Source organism: Kitasatospora sp. MBT66 (assembly GCF_000710405.2).
Taxonomy (GTDB): Bacteria; Actinomycetota; Actinomycetes; order Streptomycetales; family Streptomycetaceae; genus Kitasatospora; species Kitasatospora purpeofusca.
Genome location: NZ_JAIY01000012.1, coordinates 153790 through 172216, shown reverse-complemented (window position 1 = coordinate 172216; position 18427 = coordinate 153790). Strand labels below are relative to the sequence as shown.

General features: G+C 73.6%; 15 protein-coding genes. 7 read left to right on the top strand and 8 right to left on the bottom strand.

From position 1 onward, the window contains the following. From efeO to BI06_RS33110, 4 genes are all read left to right on the top strand, one after another. On the top strand, positions 1 to 614 hold a 614-nt coding region (efeO, locus tag BI06_RS33125), incomplete at its 5' end, for an iron uptake system protein EfeO (protein WP_149030565.1). Positions 615 to 756: 142 nt separating this feature from the next. Continuing rightward, positions 757 to 2073, top strand: coding sequence for an iron uptake transporter deferrochelatase/peroxidase subunit (gene efeB, locus BI06_RS33120; protein WP_030398669.1), 1317 nt, complete (start codon positions 757 to 759; stop codon positions 2071 to 2073). Between the two features lie 50 nt (positions 2074 to 2123). After that, positions 2124 to 3002, top strand: a complete 879-nt coding sequence (gene efeU / locus BI06_RS33115) for an iron uptake transporter permease EfeU (RefSeq protein ID WP_082558865.1) — start codon at positions 2124 to 2126, stop codon at positions 3000 to 3002. Between the two features lie 266 nt (positions 3003 to 3268). Next, positions 3269 to 3916, top strand: a complete 648-nt coding sequence (locus BI06_RS33110; RefSeq protein WP_030398665.1) for an HNH endonuclease family protein — start codon at positions 3269 to 3271, stop codon at positions 3914 to 3916. A 108-nt stretch (positions 3917 to 4024) separates the two neighbouring features. On the opposite strand, the gene BI06_RS33105 is transcribed toward BI06_RS33110, so the two are convergent. The 4 genes from BI06_RS33105 to BI06_RS33090 all read right to left on the bottom strand — a co-directional run bounded on the left by BI06_RS33105 (position 4025) and on the right by BI06_RS33090 (position 10697). Then, positions 4025 to 6586, bottom strand: coding sequence for an ABC transporter permease (locus BI06_RS33105; RefSeq protein WP_030398666.1), 2562 nt, complete (start codon positions 6584 to 6586; stop codon positions 4025 to 4027). 74 nt (positions 6587 to 6660) lie between these two features. Further along, on the bottom strand, positions 6661 to 7431 hold the full coding sequence (locus BI06_RS33100; protein ID WP_043474491.1) for an ABC transporter ATP-binding protein: 771 nt from the start codon (positions 7429 to 7431) through the stop codon (positions 6661 to 6663). Between the two features lie 204 nt (positions 7432 to 7635). Further along, the gene (locus BI06_RS33095; protein WP_043474669.1) at positions 7636 to 9870 is read right to left on the bottom strand and encodes a restriction endonuclease; all 2235 of its coding nucleotides are present in this window, start codon (positions 9868 to 9870) and stop codon (positions 7636 to 7638) included. Between the two features lie 143 nt (positions 9871 to 10013). Beyond that, the gene (locus BI06_RS33090) at positions 10014 to 10697 is read right to left on the bottom strand and encodes a hypothetical protein (protein ID WP_051742482.1); all 684 of its coding nucleotides are present in this window, start codon (positions 10695 to 10697) and stop codon (positions 10014 to 10016) included. A 141-nt stretch (positions 10698 to 10838) separates the two neighbouring features. Here BI06_RS33090 and BI06_RS33085 point away from each other — a divergent pair, with 141 nt between their 5' ends. Next, a complete protein-coding gene (locus tag BI06_RS33085) occupies positions 10839 to 11753 on the top strand; it encodes a DUF2797 domain-containing protein (protein ID WP_051742480.1) in 915 nt (304 codons plus the stop codon). Positions 11754 to 11766: 13 nt separating this feature from the next. On the opposite strand, the gene BI06_RS33080 is transcribed toward BI06_RS33085, so the two are convergent. The 4 genes from BI06_RS33080 to BI06_RS33065 all read right to left on the bottom strand — a co-directional run bounded on the left by BI06_RS33080 (position 11767) and on the right by BI06_RS33065 (position 15879). Next, entirely contained in the window at positions 11767 to 12084 is a 318-nt protein-coding gene (locus BI06_RS33080; protein WP_030394723.1) for a hypothetical protein, read from the bottom strand. 314 nt (positions 12085 to 12398) lie between these two features. Then, positions 12399 to 13145, bottom strand: a complete 747-nt coding sequence (locus tag BI06_RS33075) for a succinate dehydrogenase/fumarate reductase iron-sulfur subunit (protein ID WP_030394724.1) — start codon at positions 13143 to 13145, stop codon at positions 12399 to 12401. Next, positions 13142 to 15052, bottom strand: a complete 1911-nt coding sequence (locus tag BI06_RS33070; RefSeq protein ID WP_043474662.1) for a fumarate reductase/succinate dehydrogenase flavoprotein subunit — start codon at positions 15050 to 15052, stop codon at positions 13142 to 13144. The genes BI06_RS33075 and BI06_RS33070 overlap by 4 nt, the downstream gene beginning before the upstream one ends. A gap of 122 nt (positions 15053 to 15174) precedes the next feature. Next, positions 15175 to 15879 carry a succinate dehydrogenase cytochrome b subunit gene (locus BI06_RS33065; RefSeq protein WP_030394726.1) on the bottom strand — a complete coding sequence of 235 codons (705 nt, stop codon included), beginning with the start codon at positions 15877 to 15879 and terminating at the stop codon, positions 15175 to 15177. 84 nt (positions 15880 to 15963) lie between these two features. On the opposite strand from BI06_RS33065, the gene BI06_RS33060 reads away from it, so the two are divergent. Both BI06_RS33060 and BI06_RS47115 read left to right on the top strand, forming a co-directional pair. Next, positions 15964 to 16887, top strand: a complete 924-nt coding sequence (locus BI06_RS33060) for a LysR family transcriptional regulator (RefSeq protein ID WP_030394727.1) — start codon at positions 15964 to 15966, stop codon at positions 16885 to 16887. A 211-nt stretch (positions 16888 to 17098) separates the two neighbouring features. Beyond that, on the top strand, positions 17099 to 18427 hold a 1329-nt coding region (locus tag BI06_RS47115; protein ID WP_149030564.1), incomplete at its 3' end, for a serine/threonine-protein kinase.

Below are 18427 nucleotides of genomic sequence, written 5' to 3'. Positions count from 1 at the left end.
CCCTCTACGCGCCCTCGCGCACCGGCTGGGAGCGCGCCGAGCCCGTCGCCGAGAGCTTCGGCGACGTCGACCCCAAGACCGACACCCGCGAGGACGGCCTGGAGCCCGGCCAGGAATGGACCGGCTGGCACAAGCTGGAGAAGTCCCTCTGGGCGGACGCGAAGATCGGTGACGAGGAGAAGAAGCTCGCCGACCAGCTGGTCGCCGACCTCAAGGACTGGCAGAAGCGCATCCCCGAGGCCGAGATCACCGCCACCAGCATGGCCAACGGCGCCAAGGAACTCCTCGACGAGGTCGCCACCGGCAAGGTCACCGGCGAGGAGGACCGCTACAGCCACACCGACCTCGCCGACTTCGCCGCCAACGTCGAGGGCGCCAAGAAGGCCTACGAGCTGCTCAAGCCCGTCGCCGCCGAGAAGGACGCCGACCTCGCCAGGACCCTGGACTCCGAGTTCGCCGCCATCCAGACCCTGCTCGCCAAGTACAAGCAGGCCGACGGCAGCTACACCTCCTACGACAAGGTCACCGACACCGAGCGCAAGACCTTCTCCGACGCCGTCAACTCCCTCGGCGAGCCCCTCTCCAAGCTCGCCGCCGCCGTGGTCGTCAAGTAACCACCGCGGTCCGGTGCGCGCGGCCGTCCGCGGCGCGCGCACCGGACCCCGCACCGCGCACCACATCCGGTACTCAGCCGTGGCGGCCCCTGCGGCCGCCGCGGCATCCGTGAGTTCAGCACAGAGAAGGGTCCACCCGCCCATGGACGCCGAGAACCAGCAGCAGAACGCGACGTCGGCCGCCACCGCCGACGCCACCGCAGAGGCGTCGGCCGGCCGCGCCCCGGTCAGCCGCCGTGCCGTCATCGGCTGGGCCGGTGCCGGGGTCGCGCTGGGTGCCGCCGGAGTCGGCTCGGTCGCCGCCGCGACCCGCCAGGACGACGACACCCCGGCCGCGCCCGCCGCCACCGCGGACATCCCGTTCTTCGGCGACCACCAGTCGGGCATCGCCACCCCGGTCCAGGACCGGCTGCACTTCGCCGCGTTCGACGTCTCGTCGACCGCGACGCGCGACTCGCTGGTCCGGATGCTGAAGGAGTGGACCAAGGCCGCTGCCGCGATGACCGGCGGCCGCGAGGTCGGCAGCGGCGCCGCCAGCGGTCTGCCGGAGGCACCGCCGGACGACACCGGCGAGGCCCTGGGCCTGCCGGCCTCCCGGCTCACCCTCACCATCGGCTTCGGTCCGAGCCTGTTCGAGAAGGACGGCACGGACCGCTTCGGCCTCAAGGCCCGGCGGCCCGAGGCCCTGATCGACCTCCCGAAGTTCAAGGGCGACAACCTCGACCCGCAGCGCAGCGGCGGCGACCTGTGCATCCAGGCCTGCGCCGACGACCCGCAGGTGGCGGTCCACGCGATCCGCAACCTGGCCCGGATCGGCATGGGCACCGTCAACATCCGCTGGTCGCAGCTGGGTTTCGGCAAGACCTCGTCCACCACCCCGGACGCGCAGACCCCGCGCAACATGATGGGGTTCAAGGACGGCACCCACAACATCGCCGGCACCGACACCGCGAAGCTCGCCGAGCACGTCTGGGCCGCCCCCGGCGAGGGCCCGGACTGGATGACCGGCGGCTCCTACCTGGTGGCCCGCCGGATCCGGATGCACATCGAGACCTGGGACCGCACCTCGCTCAAGGAGCAGGAGGACGTCTTCGGCCGCACCAAGGGCGAGGGCGCCGCGTACGGGCGGACCAAGGAGCACGACGCCCCGGACCTCAAGGCGATGCCCGCCGACGCCCATGTCCGGCTGGCCCACCCGGAGTCCAACGACGGCCTGATGATCCTGCGCCGCGGCTTCTCCTTCACCGACGGCACCGACGGCCTCGGCCGGCTGGACGCGGGCCTGTTCTTCCTGGCCTACCAGCGCGACACCCGCAAGGCGTTCGTCCCGCTGCAGCAGCGGCTCGCGGCCTCCGACAAGCTGAACGAGTACATCCAGCACGTCGGTTCCGCGCACTTCGCCTGCCCCGCGGGCGTCCGCAAGCCCGGCGAGTGGTGGGGCCAGGCCCTCTTCGGCTGACCTCCCGCCCGTTTCGCCCGTACCACCCTCCTCACCCCCAGGGAGCCGGCGTGTTCGCCAACTATCTGATCGGCCTGCGCGAAGGACTCGAAGCCAGCCTGGTCGTCTGCATCCTCATCGCCTACCTGGTCAAGACCGGCCGCCGGGAGAAGCTCCCGCCGGTGTGGACCGGCGTCGGCGCCGCCGTGCTGCTGTCGATGGCCTTCGGCGCGGTCCTGCAGTTCGGCTCCTCCCAGCTGTCCTTCGAGGCCCAGGAAGCCCTCGGCGGCTCGCTGTCGATCATCTCGGTCGGCCTGGTCACCTGGATGGTCTTCTGGATGCGCCGCACCGCGCGCCACCTCAAGAGCGAACTCCAGGGCAAGCTCGACGCCGCCCTCGCCATGGGCACCGGCGCCCTGGTCGCCACCGCCTTCCTCGCCGTGGGCCGCGAGGGCCTGGAGACCGCCCTGTTCATCTGGACCGCCGTCCAGGCCACCGAGGACGGCTACAACCCGATCATCGGCGCCGCCCTCGGCCTGCTCACCGCCGCCTTCCTCGGCTGGCTCTTCTACCGCGGCGCGCTGAAGATCAACCTGGCGAAGTTCTTCACCTGGACCGGCGCCATGCTCGTCGTCGTCGCCGCCGGCGTCCTCGCCTACGGCGTCCACGACCTCCAGGAGGCCGGCTGGCTGCCCGGCCTGCACAACCTCGCCTTCGACATCTCCAGCACCATCCCCAAGGACAGCTGGTACGGCACCCTCCTCAAGGGCGTCTTCAACTTCCAGCCCGACCCCACCGTGTTCCAGATCGTCGTCTGGCTCGCCTACCTCGCACCCACCCTGGCGTTCTTCTTCGGCCTCCTCGGCGGCGGCCCCGCCAAGCCCACCGCGCCCAGGCCCACCGGGGCCTCCGGCACCACCGGCACCACAGGGGCCCGCCCCACCGCCTGACACCACCGGCCCGCGCCACCCGGCGCACCCACGACACCACGCAACGCCCCGCCCGGAACCCACCGGGCGGGGCGTCCGCGTTCCCCGACCCCGACGGGAAGGGGTCGGTAGTGCCCTGACGGTTTGTGTACCTGACATCCGGTCAAAAAATTCACCTCGCGGATCTACCCGCGTAAACCCCTGGGGCGACATGCTGGTCGGCAGCCCGGGCCGGCTCCCCGCCCGGGGGCTTTCCGCTGCCCTCCTCGACCCAGGAGTTCCCTGTCATGTCCGCGATACGCGTGCCCCGTCGCGTCCTGGCCGCCGCCTTCGGCGCCCTGCTGCTCGCCCTCACCACCCTGCTGACCGGCGCCGGCACCGCCCAGGCGGCCCTGCCGACCCCGGTCTCGGCCGCCACCGCCCGCGGCTACCTCGCCGCGATCGCGGTGACCGCGGAGTCCCACGACTCCACCTACGACCGCGCGCTGTTCCCGCACTGGATCACCATCTCCGGCACCTGCAACACCCGGGAGACGGTCCTCAAGCGCGACGGCAGCAACGTCGTCACCGACTCCGCCTGCGCCTCCGTCAGCGGCAGCTGGGTCTCGGCCTACGACAACGCCACCACCACCAACGCGTCGAGCTTCGACATCGACCACCTGGTGCCGCTGGCCGAGGCCTGGCGCTCGGGCGCCTGGGCCTGGACCACCGCCCAGCGCCAGGCCCTCGCCAACGACCTGGTCCGCCCGCAGCTGATCGCCGTCTCCGCGAGCTCCAACCGCTCCAAGGGCGACCAGGACCCGGCCCACTGGCTGCCGCAGACCTCCTACCGCTGTACCTACGCCCGCGCCTGGGTGCAGGTGAAGTACTACTACGGCCTCTCCGTCGACAGCGCGGAGAAGAGCGCCCTCTCCTCGATCCTCAACGGCTGCTGAGGAAACGTTTGCCCCGGGCGCGTACGGCGCCCGCCGAGCTCGGACAGCACGACGCCCGCCGGGAGGAGTCCCGGCGGGCGTCGTGCGTACGAGGGGTGGCGGCTACTCCTACTCGCTCTTGATCGCGCCCAGGATGTCCAGCCGGGCCGCCCGCAGGGCCGGCCAGACGGCGGCCAGCAGGCCGATCACCGCGGCGGCGACCAGGAAGAACCCGATCTGCACCGGCGGCACCACCAGGGTGATGCTCTTCAGCGAGCCCGCGATCGTCCGGACGGCGGCCCAGGCGGTGACGATGCCGAGCAGCACGCCGACCACACCGCCGAACAGTGCGATCATCAGCGACTCCAGCCGGACCATCCGGCCGACGCCGCGCCGGTCCAGGCCGATCGCCCGCAGCATGCCGATCTCGCGGCGGCGCTCGAACACCGACATCGCCATGGTGTTGACCACACCGAGGATCGCGACGATCACGGACATGCCCAGCAGCCCGTACATGACGTTCAGCACGCCGTTGATCGCGCGGTTGTTCTCCGCCTTGATGTCCTTCTCGCCCTTGATGCCGATCAGCGGGTTGCCGCCGGTGGCGTCGCGCAGCGCCTGCTTCAGCGCGGGGGTGGCGCCGTCGGCGCCCTTGACCAGGACCTTCTTCAGGCCGGAGCCGGCGGCGGCGTGCGGGCCGACCACCTTGTCCGGGGCGATCAGCCCGCCGATCTCGGAGTTGCGCTCCGCCAGGGCGCCGACGGCGAGGCTGCCGCGGGTGCCGTCGGGGTAGGTGATGTCCAGGGTCGAGCCGACCGTGAGGTGGTTGCGCTCCGCGTAGTCCTTGCTGGCCAGCAGCTTGCCCTGCTGGAGCGCGTCGGCGGCGCCCGCGGTGACCTTGACGTCGACCAGCCGGTCGAAGGTCGCCGCGTCCACGGAGGTCAGCCAGGAGGTGTCGCCGTCGGCGACCGCCTGCACCGGCACGTCCCGCACCACGCTCGTCGCGGTGACCCCGGCCGTCCTGGCGATCTGCCCGGCGACCTCGGGGGCCAGCATCGACCAGTTGTCCATGGCGACGGCGTAGTCCGCCTTGATGTCGCTGGCGAAGGCCCGGTCGGCGGCCTTGCTCACCGAGGCGCCGACCACGCTCAGCGTGGTGATCAGGGTGACGCCGATGGTGAGCGCGGAGGCGGTGGCCGCGGTGCGGCGCGGGTTGCGCACGGCGTTCTCGCGGGCCAGCTTGCCGGGCGTGCCGAACAGCCTGCGCAGCACCGGGGCGAACAGCGCGATCACCGGGCGGGACAGCAGCGGGGTGAGGACGAAGACGCCGATCATCAGCGCGCCGGAGCCGAGGCCCACCAGGTTGACCGACTCGGCCGCCGCGCCGCCGACCAGGCCGAGCGCGCCGCCGACGGCGAACAGCAGGCCGATGATGTTGCGCACCAGCAGCGACTTCTGGGTGGCGGGCTGCTCACTGGAGCTCATCGCGGCGACCGGGGCGATCCGGGAGGCGCGCAGCGAGGGCAGCCAGGCGGCCAGCACGGTGACGGCGACACCGACGACGAGCGAGGCGATCACGGTGGACGGGGCGATCACCAGCGGGCCGTCCGGCAGGTTGGCCTCCCACGGGCCGTTGAGCAGGGCCTGCAGACCGGCCGCGATGCCGATGCCGCCGATCAGACCGCCGATCGAGGCGGCCAGGCCGACCAGCAGCGCCTCGGCCAGCACCGAGAGGGTGATCTGCTTGCGGCTGGCGCCGACGGCGCGGAGCAGGGCCAGCTCCTTGGTGCGCTGGGCGATCAGCATGGTGAAGGTGTTGGCGATGATGAAGATGCCGACGAAGAGCGAGATGCCGGCGAACACGAGCAGCATGGTGGACATCTGCTTGGTGTTCTCGTCGATCCTCCGCTCCTGCTCGGCGGCCAGCGCGCGGCCGGTGTTGACGTCGAAGGTGTCGGGCTGGGGGAAGGACTTCTGCACGGCGGCCAGCAGCGCGGTGTCGTCCGTGCCGGGCTTGGCCTTGACGTCGATCCCGTCGTACTGGCCGGGGCTCAGGTAGAGCTGCTGGGCGGTGGCGGTGTCGAAGGCGGCGAGCGATCCGCCGGACTCCACGCGCGGGTCGTTGGTGTGCAGGGTGCCGGTGAGCTTGAGCTCCATGACCGGGCCGTTGACCGCGACGCGGACGGTGTCGCCGAGCTTGAAGCCGCCCTTCTCGGCGGTCCTGGTGTCCAGGGCGATCTCGCCGGAGGTGCGCGGGCCCCGGCCGTCGGCCAGCGGGAAGCGCGGGTCGGTGCCGTCGGCGCCCGGGACGTAGTTGGTGCCGGTGGTGGAGAAGCCGTCGCCGATCAGCGCGCCCTTGCGGTCGGCGATGCCGGCGAAGCCGCTGACCACACCGCGGGCCTCGGCGGCGCCGGGCAGCGCGGCGATGGCCTTGCGGGTGTCCTCGGTGAGCTTGGGGCGGTCGGAGCCCTTGCCGCCGTGGTCGTACCCCTTGCCGACGGCACCGTGGTCGCTGACGGTGACGGCGATGTCGGTGTAGCTCTGGGCGCTCTGGGCGCGCCAGGCGCTGGCGAGGGTGTCGGTGAAGACCATGGTGCCGGCCACGAAGGCGGTGCCGAGGAGGACGGCGAGCGTCGTCATCAGCAGTCGGGCCTTGTGGGCCAGCACATTGCGCAGTGCGGTGCGGTACATGGAGTGGTGTCAGTCCTGAGGGTCGTGGCGTCGGCGGCCGGTTCGGTGACGGGGCGGGGGGCTGACCTGCGGGGTCAGCTGGTGCGGCCCTTGGCGTCGAAGCGGCGCATGCGGTCCAGGACGGTGTCGGCGGTGGGGTTGGTGAGTTCGTCGACGATGCGGCCGTCGGCGAGGAAGACGACGCGGTCGGCGTAGGCGGCGGCGACGGGGTCGTGGGTGACCATGACGACGGTCTGGCCGAGTTCGCGGACGGAGTTGCGCAGGAAGGAGAGGATCTCGGCGCCGGAGCGGGAGTCGAGGTTTCCGGTGGGTTCGTCGGCGAAGACGATGTCGGGCTTGGAGGCGAGGGCGCGGGCGCAGGCGACGCGCTGCTGCTGGCCGCCGGAGAGCTGGCTGGGGCGGTGGGAGAGGCGGCCGGAGAGTCCGACGGTCTCGACGACGCGGTCGAGCCACTGCTTGTCGGCCTTGCGGCCGGCGATGTCCATGGGGAGGGTGATGTTCTCGAGGGCGGTGAGGGTGGGCAGCAGGTTGAAGGCCTGGAAGACGAAGCCGATCTGGTCGCGTCGCAGCTGGGTGAGCTGCTTGTCCTTGAGGCCGACGAGTTCGGTGTCGCCGATGGTGGAGGAGCCGGAGCTGACGGTGTCGAGGCCGGCCATGCAGTGCATGAGGGTGGACTTGCCGGAGCCGGAGGGGCCCATGATCGCGGTGAACTCGCCCTGGGGGAAGGTGACGCTGACGTTGTCGAGGGCGACCACGCGGGTCTCGCCCTCCCCGTAGACCTTGTTCAGGCCGGTGGCGCGGGCGGCCGCCCGGCCGGTACGGACGGCGGTTGCGGACATCGTCACGAGGGTCTCCTGGGGAATGCGAGGGAAAAGCGGAAGCAGAATCGGATGATCGTCTTCCATCCATTCTCGCCACCGTTCCGTACCCGGAAGGTCGCTCCCGGGTACGGGCTCCCCCCGCCGACCCGGCGGCCCGGCGGGGGCTCCCCTCCTCCTCGGGTATGACAGCGACTCCTCAGTCAGGCGCAGTCCCGGCCCCGGACCCGGCTACTCGACCGCCACCCCCCAGCGCACCGCCAGACCGGCCAGACCGCCCGGCACCGGCGTTCCGCTCGGCGCGAACTGCCAGACACCGCCACGCCGTTGGAAGGACCCGATCACCATCGCGGTCTCCGGCACGCCGCCGGTCCCCGCCTCCCAGCGGGCCGGGCCGGACACCTCGGGGCCGAAGGCGCCGGTCAGCGCCAGCCCGTGCACATAGCCGAGCGGCAGCGCCGGCGGCTCCTCCTCCTCGGTGGACACCGCCACCACCACCTCGTCCACCGCCGGGGCCAGCCGGGCGGTGTCCATGGTGAGCTCGGCCCGGCGGACCGGCTCGCCCGGCACCGAGCGGGTGGGGTGCAGCCGGACGGCGCCGTCCGGGTCCTGCGGATTGTTGAAGAACACGAAGTGCTCGTCGTCCAGTACCCGGCCGCTCGCGCAGAGGAACGCCGAGACGTCCAGCTCGACCGGGTCGCCACCGGCCGTGCGACTGCTCCAGGACAGGGCCACGGTGCTGGTCGCGCCCATGGTGCCCGCCGCGGCGTCGCCGCTCCCGGCCTCTCCCGCTGCTCCGCCGCCCGAGCCGTTCACGCTGCCGTGCGCACCGCCGCCCGAGCCGTTCGTACCGCCGTGCCCGCCGCCGTTGGCGCCGCCGCCCGCGGTCCGCTCGCCGAGGCGGCCGCGCAGGCCCTGCTCGGCCAGCAGCTCCACCAGCTCGGGACCGCTCACCAGGGTCAGCGGCTTGTTGCGGATGTACTCGTACGAACCCGGCCCGAACCCGGCCGTGGTCACCAGGATGCCCTTGATCGCACCGTGGTGGCGCACCGTCGAGTCGAGGTCGCGCACCGCCGTGGGGGAGACCGTCGAGCGGTAGCGCTTGGCCTGGATGACGATCCGTCCGCCGGTCACCGGATCGAGGTCCTCGGCCACCACGTCCACCCCGGCGTCGCCGCTGCGGGCCGTGGTCATCACCCGGAAGCCGCGCAGCCGGAACAGCTCCGCGATCAGCTCCTCGAACTCGATCGGGTCCATCTCGAAGAGGTCCGGATCGTCCTCGCCGCCCTGTCCGGCCACACTGCCGCCGACCGTCTCCGGCAGCCGGTCCGGCCGCACCTCGTCCAGCCGCTCGGGACGCGCGGACAGCACCCCGCCCAGTCCCTGGAAGCACTCCACCGCCGCCACCCGGTCCAGGGTCAGCCCGGCGAACTCGGCCCGGTCGACCGTCACCGTGGTCAGGAAGCGCTCGGCCTCCCGTCCGGTCGCCGGGTCGATGCCGCGGACGAAGCCGTTCAGCACCACGGAGGCCAGCAGCCCGTCCCCGTCCGCCCGGTACAGCTCGGTCACCACCCGCAGCGCGCTCTGCGCCAGCACCTCCCGGTAGAGCGCCTTGCGCTCGGTCGCCGGGCGGGCCACCTCGGCCTCCCGGTCGTCCGTCTTCACGTACCGCACCCGGCCGGTCGCCGGAACCACGTCCGGGCCCGGCAGCTCCCAGTTCACCACCAGCTGGCGGCTGCTCGCCTCCCAGGCCGCCACCAGCCGGTGCGGGAAGCCCTCCGGCCAGCCCGCCGAGGCGTACAGCACGGCGGAGAAGTACTCCTGCACCGCCTCCGGCTCGCCGGACCGCAGCCCGCGCAGCGAGTCCTCGGTCCTGGCGGCGCGCTCCTCGTCCTCCCGGCGGAACCGGGCCACCCAGTCCAGGTACTGCCCGTGGTACTCGCCCAGCCGCCGCTGCCGCTCCGCCTCGGCCGCCTGCGCCGCGTACCAGTCCTGCTCGAACCGGGCCCGCGCCTGCGCCACGTACTGCTCGTACCGCTGCCGCACCCCCGGATTGCGGGCCTGCGCCTGGTCCGGCGGCGGCACCTGGTAGTGCGCCTGGTCCGGCATCGGCACCGGCTCGCCCAGCCGCCCCGGCTCGAACGGCGGCACCGGGCGCGGGGCCAGCAGGCTCTGCGCCCGGAACGCCGGACGGGCCAGACCGGCCGCCAGCAGACCCCGCAACTCCTCCACCCGGCCGTCGAGTTCGGCCGTCCGCCGGGCCGCCTCGGCCTCCCTGGACTGCTGGTACGCCCGCTGCGCCTCCCGCTCGCCGCGGGCCGCCGACTTCTGCGCCTCGCGCTGCTCGCGCTCCCACCGGCGCTGCTCGGCGGCCTGGGCGCGCCAGCGCGCCTCCTCCCGGCGCTGCTCCTGCCGCTGCGCCTCCGCCCAGACCGCCAGCACCCCGTTGTTCCGCCGCCCCGCCACGTCCACCCCTTCGCTCCACGCCGCTCCGGCCCGGCGCCCGCCTCCCGGCCGCGCCACCGCCCGCGCCCGCCACAATAGAACGTGCACCGGGGGAGCGCGCAAAGGGCCCGCGACCTGCGACGCCACCCGGCGGTGAACGGGCGTCAGGCCGGGGCGGGGGCGGTCGGCGCGTCCGCGTACCAGCGCCACTCGGTGCGGCGGGGGCGGTCGGGGAGGGCGCGGCGGCCGGTGGCCCACAGCAGGGTCGGCCAGGGGCCGGCCGGGTCGGGCCGGACGTCCGGGAACAGCCGGGCCAGGGTGCGGGCGCAGACCCCGGCCGGCGGCTCCCAGGGCAGGCCGAGGCCCTCGGCCACGTCGTGCAGGTGCACCAGGGTCTCCACCAGGCTCATCGCGACGAACCCGGCCGGGTCGGCCAGGCCCCAGGGGTGGAAGGCCCGGACCTCCGGCCCCCGGGTGCGGGCGATCGAGACCATCAGTCCGCCGCTCGCCGCCAGTACCTCCACCAGCGCCGCCGGTCCGCCCTCCCGTTCGGCGAGGACGAAGTTGTTCGGGCCGCCGGGGTGGGACCGCCGGGCCACGAACGGCACGTAGCGGTCCTGCGGCGGGTGCTCGGGGCCGAGCTGGGCGGCGTAGGCGAGCAGGTCGTCCGCCAGGTGCTCGACGGTGCTCCAGCAGTCCCAGGCGATGCCGCCGGCCGGCCGGGACCAGTCGGTGTCCGCCGGGGCGGCGCGCAGGGTGTCCGCGGCGAGCCGGAGCACGGCGGCCAGGTCGTCCGGGGTCACGGGGCCGGGCGGGACGGGGGCGGGCGCGGTGTCGGTGGTGGTCATGCGGCGACGTTACCGGGCCGGGCGGGCGGCGGGCCCGGTGCCCGGCGGGCGTTGTCGGTGCCACCCGGTAGCCTCGACAATTCGGGCGGCACGGGCGAGGCCAGAGGTCAGAAGCCAGAGGTCAGAGGTGAGAGGTCGACGGTGAGCGGGACGGACGGGTGGGTCTCCACCGGATTGGCGTGGCGGGACGGCCGGGCGGTGCTGAGCGCCGTCCACGGCCGCCGCACCCACGAGCGCGAGGTGGTGCCGGGTACCGAGGTCGGCTGGCGGCTGGGCGGACCGCGCCGCTGCATCGGCGCCCTGCTGGTCGGCCGGGACGAGCGCACACCGTGCCCGCACCGCGCCGGGATCGCGCCGGACGGCGGCGCCGTGCAGTGCCCGCCCTGCCAGAGCGTGGACCGGGGCCTGGCGCTGGCCAGGGACCAGATCCTCGACGACGGCCGCACCTACCGGCTCTATCTCGCCTGGTTCGGCGAGGGTCTGCTGAAGGTCGGCCTGACCGCCGAGCAGCGCGGCACCAGCCGGCTGCTCGAACAGGCCGCGCTCGCCTGGACCTTCGCCGCCCGGGGCGCCCTGCCCGCCGTCCGCCGGGCCGAACTCACCCTCTCCGCCGCCGGGTTGGCGCGGGAGCGGTTCAAGGTCCGGGCCAAGGTGGACCACTGGTGGGAGCACGGCGACGCCGCCCACCGCCGGGCCGTGCTGACCGACGCCCGCGCCCGCGCGCACGACCTGCTGCACGGCCACGAGGTGGAGCTGCTGCCCGGCCACCCGGTGGTCGACCAGGTCGGGCTGTTCGGCCTGACCGGCGGCGCCCCCGCCGCCTACCACGCGGTCGAGGGCCTGGCGGACGGCGCGGTGGTGGCCGGGCGGCTGCGCGCCCCGATCGGCCGGCACCTGCTGCTCGACCGGCCGGACGGCGACCCGCCGCTGCTCCTGGACACCCGCCTGCTCACCGGCTGGACGCTCACCCCGGCGCCCGGCCGGCCGCCGTTCGGGCTGTCACTGGTCCCCAGGGCGCGGCCGGAGCCCCCGGACACCCAGGAGGCGCTGTTCTGACCGGCCGCCGTTCCTACGCCAGCTTGCTGCGCACCGCGCCCGGCCCGGAGCGCGCCCGCCGCGACACCGGCGGCCGCGACGGCCGGACGTCCGGGCGGCCGCCCGGAGTCTCCTCCGGGGTGCCGCCGGCGCGGGCGTTCCCGGCCCGCGCGGCCTTGGCCGTCGCCAGCGCGACCCGCGCCAGCAGCGGGTCCTCCCGGACCCCCGCCGCCCGCTTCGCGGTCTGGCAGTGGGTGCACCAGACCGGCGAGGCCGGCCCGTCGGGGTACACCATCGCCTCCGGCGGCAGGTAGTGGCTACCGCACTCGACGCATTCGAAGACCAGCCTCATCCGACGATCACCGTCCCGGATCCGTGGCACCGACCGCATGGCGACCAGAAGGTGTGGATCTTCGGCACCATGCTCCCTTCCTCGTCCAGTTCGACCGTGGCTTCGGTCTTCTGGGTCCCCCCGGACCCGCCGCACCCGGAGCAGGCCTGAACCTCGGGCATATGCATTCCTCCTCGGCGCGGGGACCACGGTAGCGCGAAATCCGAGGAGCCAGTAACGATCCTGACGAACAGTCGAAGAAGCGGGGCGCGCACGAGCACCACGCGCGCCCCGCTTCGGCTTTGGGGGGCCGTCCTCGCGGACCGCCCCGGGGGTCAGCGGCCCCCGCGCAGCGAACTGCGCAGGTACTCCCGGTTCATGGCGGCGATGCTCGGCAGCGGGATGCCCTTGGGGCAGGCCGTCGCGCACTCACCGGTGTTGGTGCAGCCGCCGAAGCCCTCGGCGTCCATCGCCTCCACCATGTTCATTACCCGGGAGGCGCGTTCGGGCCCGCCCTGCGGCAGCACGTTCAGATGGACCACCTTGGCGGAGGTGAACAGCATCGCCGAGCCGTTGGGGCAGGCCGCCACGCACGCCCCGCAGCCGATGCACTCGGCATGCTCGAACGCGGTGTCGGCCGCCTCCTTGGGGACGGGCGTGGCATGGGCGTCCGGCGCGCTGCCGGTCGGGGCGGTGATGTACCCGCCGGCGCCGATGATCCGGTCGAACGCGGACCGGTCCACCACCAGGTCCTTGACCACCGGGAACGCCGCCGCCCGCCACGGCTCGACGTCGATGGTGTCGCCGTCCTCGAAGTGCCGCATGTGCAACTGGCAGGTGGTGGTGCGCTCGGGGCCGTGCGCCCGGCCGTTGATGACCATGCCGCAGGCGCCGCAGATCCCCTCGCGGCAGTCGTGGTCGAAGGCGACGGGGGCGTCGCCGCGCAGGATCAGCTCCTCGTTGAGGGTGTCCAGCATCTCCAGGAAGGACATGTCGGGGCTGATCCCGCCGACCTGGTAGGTGGTCATCGAGCCGGGCGTGTCGGGGCCCGCCTGGCGCCAGATCCTGAGGGTGAGGTTCACGCGTAGCTCCGCTGGGTGGGGTGGACGTACTCGAAGTCGAGGTGCTCGCGGTGCAGTACGGGCGCCCGGCCGGTGCCGGTGAACTCCCAGGCGGCGGCGTAGGAGAACTCCTCGTCCCGCCGGGCCGCCTCGCCCTCCGGGGTCTGGCTCTCGGTGCGGAAGTGGCCGCCGCAGGACTCGGCGCGGTGCAGCGCGTCCAGGCACATCAGCTCGGCCAGCTCGAAGTAGTCGACCAGCCGGTTGGCCTTCTCCAGCGCCTGGTTGAGCTCCTGCCCGGTGCCGGGCACCTTGATCCGGCGCCAGAACTCCTCCCGCAGGGCCGGGATCCGCTCCAGCGCCCGGCGCAGCCCGGCCTCGTCGCGGGCCATCCCGCACTCGTCCCACAGCAGTTCGCCGAGCTCGCGGTGGAAGGAGTCGGGCGTGCGGTCGCCGTCCACCGCGAGGATGAGGTTCAGCCGGTCCGCCACCTCGGCCTCGACCGAGGCGATCTCCTCGTGGTCGGCCGGGACGGCGGGCAGCGGCTCGCGGGCCAGGTAGTCGTTGAGCACCGGCGGCAGCACGAAGTAGCCGTCCGCCAGGCCCTGCATCAGCGCGCTCGCGCCGAGCCGGTTGGCGCCGTGGTCGGAGAAGTTGGCCTCGCCGATCGCGAACAGGCCCGGCACGGTGGTCTGCAGGTCGTAGTCGACCCAGAGCCCGCCCATCGTGTAGTGGATCGCCGGGTAGATCCGCATCGGCACCCGGTACGGGTCCTCGGCGGTGATCCGCTCGTACATCTCGAACAGGTTGCCGTACTTGGCCTCCACCGCGTCCCGGCCCAGCCGGCGGACGGCGTCGGCGAAGTCCAGGTAGACGCCCTGCCCGCCGGGCCCGACGCCGCGGCCCTCGTCGCAGACGTTCTTGGCGGCCCGGGAGGCGATGTCGCGCGGCACCAGGTTGCCGAAGGACGGGTAGATCCGCTCCAGGTAGTAGTCCCGCTCCTGCTCCGGGATCTCGTCCGGCGGCCGGGTGTCGCCCTTGGCCTTCGGCACCCAGATCCGTCCGTCGTTGCGCAGCGACTCGCTCATCAGCGTCAGCTTGGACTGGTGGTCGCCGGAGCGCGGGATGCAGGTCGGGTGGATCTGGGTGAAGCACGGGTTGGCGAAGTACGCGCCGCGCCGGTGCGCCCGCCAGATCGCGGTGGCGTTGGAGTTCTTGGCGTTGGTGGAGAGGTAGAAGACGTTGCCGTAGCCGCCGGAGGCGAGCACCACGGCGTCGGCGGTGTGACTGGAGACCTCGCCGGTGACCAGGTCGCGGGCGACGATCCCGCGCGCCCGGCCGTCGATCACCAGCAGGTCCAGCATCTCGGTGCGGGCGTGCATCTCGACGTTGCCGGCCGCGATCTGCCGGGACAGCGCCTGGTAGGCGCCGAGCAGCAGCTGCTGGCCGGTCTGGCCGCGCGCGTAGAAGGTCCGGGAGACCTGGACGCCGCCGAACGAGCGGGTGTCCAGCAGTCCGCCGTACTCCCGGGCGAACGGCACGCCCTGGGCCACGCACTGGTCGATGATCTCCACCGACACCTGGGCCAGGCGGTGCACATTGGACTCGCGGGCGCGGAAGTCGCCGCCCTTGACGGTGTCGTAGAACAGCCGGCGGACGGAGTCGCCGTCGTTGCGGTAGTTCTTGGCGGCGTTGATGCCGCCCTGGGCGGCGATCGAGTGGGCCCGCCGGGGCGAGTCCTGGAAGCAGAACTGGACCACGTGGTAGCCCTGTTCGGCGAGGGTGGCGCCGGCCGCGCCGCCCGCCAGGCCGGTGCCGACCACGATCACGGTGTGCTTGCGCCGGTTCGCCGGGTTGACCAGCTTGGCCTCGAACCGCCGCTGGTCCCAGCGCTGTTCGATCGGCCCCTGGGGGGACCGGGTGTCGGCGATCGGCTCGCCGACGCTGTAGTCCGGGTAGCCGCCGGGGGCCGGGTGGGCACTGGGGGCCGGGTGGACGCCGGGGTCCGGGTGCACCTTGTGCTCCGGGGAGGCGTTCTGCTCCGGGGACGCGTTCACTTCACCACTCCGGTCATCACGGCGACGGGGACGGACAGGAAACCCGCGGTCAGCAGCAGCGCCAGCCCGTTGGCGGTCAGCTTCAGCAGCCGGTCCCGGCGGGCGTTGTTGGCCCCGAGGGTCTGCGCGGCGCTCCAGAACCCGTGCCGGACGTGCAGGCCGACGGCGAGCATCGCCACGATGTAGATCACGCAGGAGTACCAGTTCCCGAAGGAGGCCACGATGTTCTGGTACGGCCTGCCGTGCTCGGCGGCGGGGTTCACGGTCAGCGTGGTCAGGTCGAGGATGTGCCAGACGATGAACAGCGCCAGGATCACCCCGCCCCAGCGCATCGTCCGGGTCGCGTAGCTCGCCCGCCGCCGCTGGTGGGCGTACTTGCTCGGGCGGGCGGCGAGGTCCCGCCGGCTCAGCTGGAACGCGGCCACGCCGTGCAGCACGACGGCGGCCAGCAGCCCGACCCGGGCGATCCAGAGGAACCACTCGTGGCCCAGGAACGGCTGGCCGATCGTGCGCAGCCAGGCCGCGTAGCCGTTGATGTCGTCCGGGCCGAAGAAGACCTTGAGGTTGCCCAGCATGTGCGCGACCAGGTACAGCAGCATCGCCAGGCCGCTGACGGCCATGACCGCCTTCTTGCCGACGGTCGACCGCCAGAGGGTCGCCAGGGTGGACGGATGCCGGGCCGTCCGGGACGCGGTTGTCATGGCATCAACGGTAGGGACGGTGGTCATGGTGAGTCCAAGACATGATGCGGCTCGTGACGATAGTCCCTGCCTATGCTGGGAGCTGTGCAACTCCAGCAGCTCCGGTATTTCCTCGCCGTCGCCGAAACCCGCCACTTCACCCGCGCGGCCGAGGCGGAACACGTCGCCCAGCCGTCGCTGTCGCAACAGATCCGCGCCCTGGAGCGGGAGTTGGGTGCCGAGCTGTTCCACCGGACCAGGGGCAACATCGCCCTCACCGACGCCGGGGACGCCCTGCTGCCGCTCGCCCGGCGCATCCTCGCCGACACCGAGAGTGCCCGACTGGCGGTGCAGGAGACCGTCCAGCTGCGCCGCGGCCGGGTGCGGCTGGGGGCGCCGCCGAGCCTGTGCACCAGCCTGGTGCCGGACGTGCTGCGGGTGTTCCGCGACCGCTACCCGGGGGTGGCGCTGGTGGTGCGGGAGGGCGGCTCGCGGGACCTCGTGCGCTCGCTGGCGGCGGGCGAGCTGGACCTCGCGCTGATCATCACCCCGCCGAGCGGCGAGGCCGTGCCGGCGCTGGCCGTCACCGAGCTGCTGCACGAGGAACTGGTGCTGGTGTCCGCCGAGCCGGGGGCCCGCCGCAAGGTGCGGGTGGCGGAGCTCGGGAAGCGGCCGCTGGTGATGTTCCGGGAGGGCTACGACCTGCGGGAGGCGACGCTGGCGGCCTGCCGGGCGGCGGGCTTCGAGCCCGAGTTCGCGGTGGAGGGCGGGGAGATGGACGCGGTACTGGGATTCGTCCGGGCCGGGCTGGGGCCGGCCGTATTGCCCGGGATGGTCGCCGACCGCTCGGGTCTCGCCGTGGCCCACTTCGCCGGTCCCGGGCTCGGCCGCACCATCGCCGTCGCCCACGGCCACGAGGTGCCGCCGACCCGGGCGGCGGAGGCGCTCCGGGCGACCCTGCTGGCGCACCTGCGCGACGCGGCCCGTACCGGCGGACTGCCCCCGGGCACCAGGCTGCTGCTCGGCTGAACGCGCCCCTGCGCACGCCCCCGCGCGCCCTCGTACGCGGGTTCGTACCGGGAACGATTGGCTCGGTGTGCGAAGCACCCGAATCGTGATCCACGGGCCCCGCCGGCCCGGAACCCGCTGTTCACCGGCCGCGTCCCAGGCAGCGTCGGCGTTGCCGTAAGGTGCGTCGCCGCAGAGCCGAGCGGGCCGTGAACGGGGAGAGCACGAAGCGATGGACGACCGGAAGCAGCAGGAGCACAGACCGGCCGGGGGTAGCACCGCCCCCGCCGCGGGGAACACCCCGGAGCCCGCGGACGAGCGGCCCTGGGAACTCCCCGAGTACGTCCACGAGCGCGAGCTCGGCGCCGGCGCGAGCGGCCGGGTGGTGCTCGCCCGGCACCGCGCGACCGGCACCCCCGTGGCGGTCAAGTACCTGCACAGCGCGGCCGGAACCCCCGCGCTGCGGGCCGAGGCCGAAGTCCTGGCCGGACTCGACTCCCCGCACGTCACCCGGCTCTACGAGTACGTCGAGGGCGAGCGCGGCGCGGCCATCGTGATGGAGCTGGTGGACGGCATCGCCCTGCGCGAGCTGCTCCGCGCGGAGGGCGCCACCACCCCCGAAGCGGCCCTGGTGGTGTTGAAGGGCTCGCTGCTCGGCCTGGCCGCCGCGCACGGCGCCGGGGTGGTGCACCGCGACTACAAGCCCGCCAACGTCCTGGTGGACACCGCCGGGACGTCCAAGCTGGTGGACTTCGGGATCGCGGTGCCGAGCGGCGACGAGCGCGACGTCTCCGGCACCCCCGCCTACATGCCGCCCGAGCAGTGGGCCGGCCGGCCCGCCTCCCCGGCGGGCGACGTCTACGCCGCGACCGTCACCTTCTTCGAGTGCCTCACCGGCGCCCGCCCCTACGGCGGCACGACCTTCGCCGAACTCGCCGTCCAGCACACCGAGGCCCCGATCCCGGCCGAACTGACGCCGGACCCGGTCCGCCCGCTGATCCTCTCCGGCCTCGCCAAGGACCCCGGGGCCCGCCCGGACAGCGCGACCGCGCTGCTGGCGGAGCTGGAGGCGGTCGCGGCGGCCGGTTACGGACCGGGGTGGGAGGAGAAGGGGCGGCTCGACCTGACGGCACTGGTCGCCCTGCTCGCGCTGCTGCTGCCCGGCGCGGGAGCCGCGGTCGGCGCGGCCGGCGGCACCTCGCTGGCGCACACCGCCCTGGGCGGCGGCGGGTCCGCGGCCCTGGACTCTTCGACCGGGGGGTCCTCGGCGGTACATTCCTCGGCGGTACAGTCCGCGGCCTCGCAGTCCTCGGCCGGGACCGGGGCGGCGCCGGCCGCTGTCGTCCGGGAGACGCTGATCCGCCGGGCGGCGCGCACCGGAACCCGCGGCAAGGCCCTCACCGGCGTCGCCGCCGGCGCGCTCACCCTCGCCACCCTGGCCGGGATGGCCGTCGCCGGGGCCGTGGACGGCGACTCCCGCACCGTCGTCGGGGGAGTCGCCCCGGAGGCCACCACCAGCATCGGCCCGTTCGACCCGGCGGGTGCCGCGTCGCCCCTCGCG

Bases quoted from the DNA above. Each gene is read 5' to 3' on its own strand.
- BI06_RS33090 (WP_051742482.1), bottom strand. From the start codon at position 10,697: ATGACCACCACCGACACCGCGCCCGCCCCCGTCCCGCCCGGCCCCGTG.
- BI06_RS33110 (WP_030398665.1), top strand. From the start codon at position 3,269: ATGTCCGCGATACGCGTGCCCCGTCGCGTCCTGGCCGCCGCCTTCGGC.
- BI06_RS33080 (WP_030394723.1), bottom strand. From the start codon at position 12,084: ATGAGGCTGGTCTTCGAATGCGTCGAGTGCGGTAGCCACTACCTGCCG.
- BI06_RS33105 (WP_030398666.1), bottom strand. From the start codon at position 6,586: ATGTACCGCACCGCACTGCGCAATGTGCTGGCCCACAAGGCCCGACTG.
- efeB (WP_030398669.1), top strand. From the start codon at position 757: ATGGACGCCGAGAACCAGCAGCAGAACGCGACGTCGGCCGCCACCGCC.
- BI06_RS33065 (WP_030394726.1), bottom strand. From the start codon at position 15,879: ATGACAACCGCGTCCCGGACGGCCCGGCATCCGTCCACCCTGGCGACC.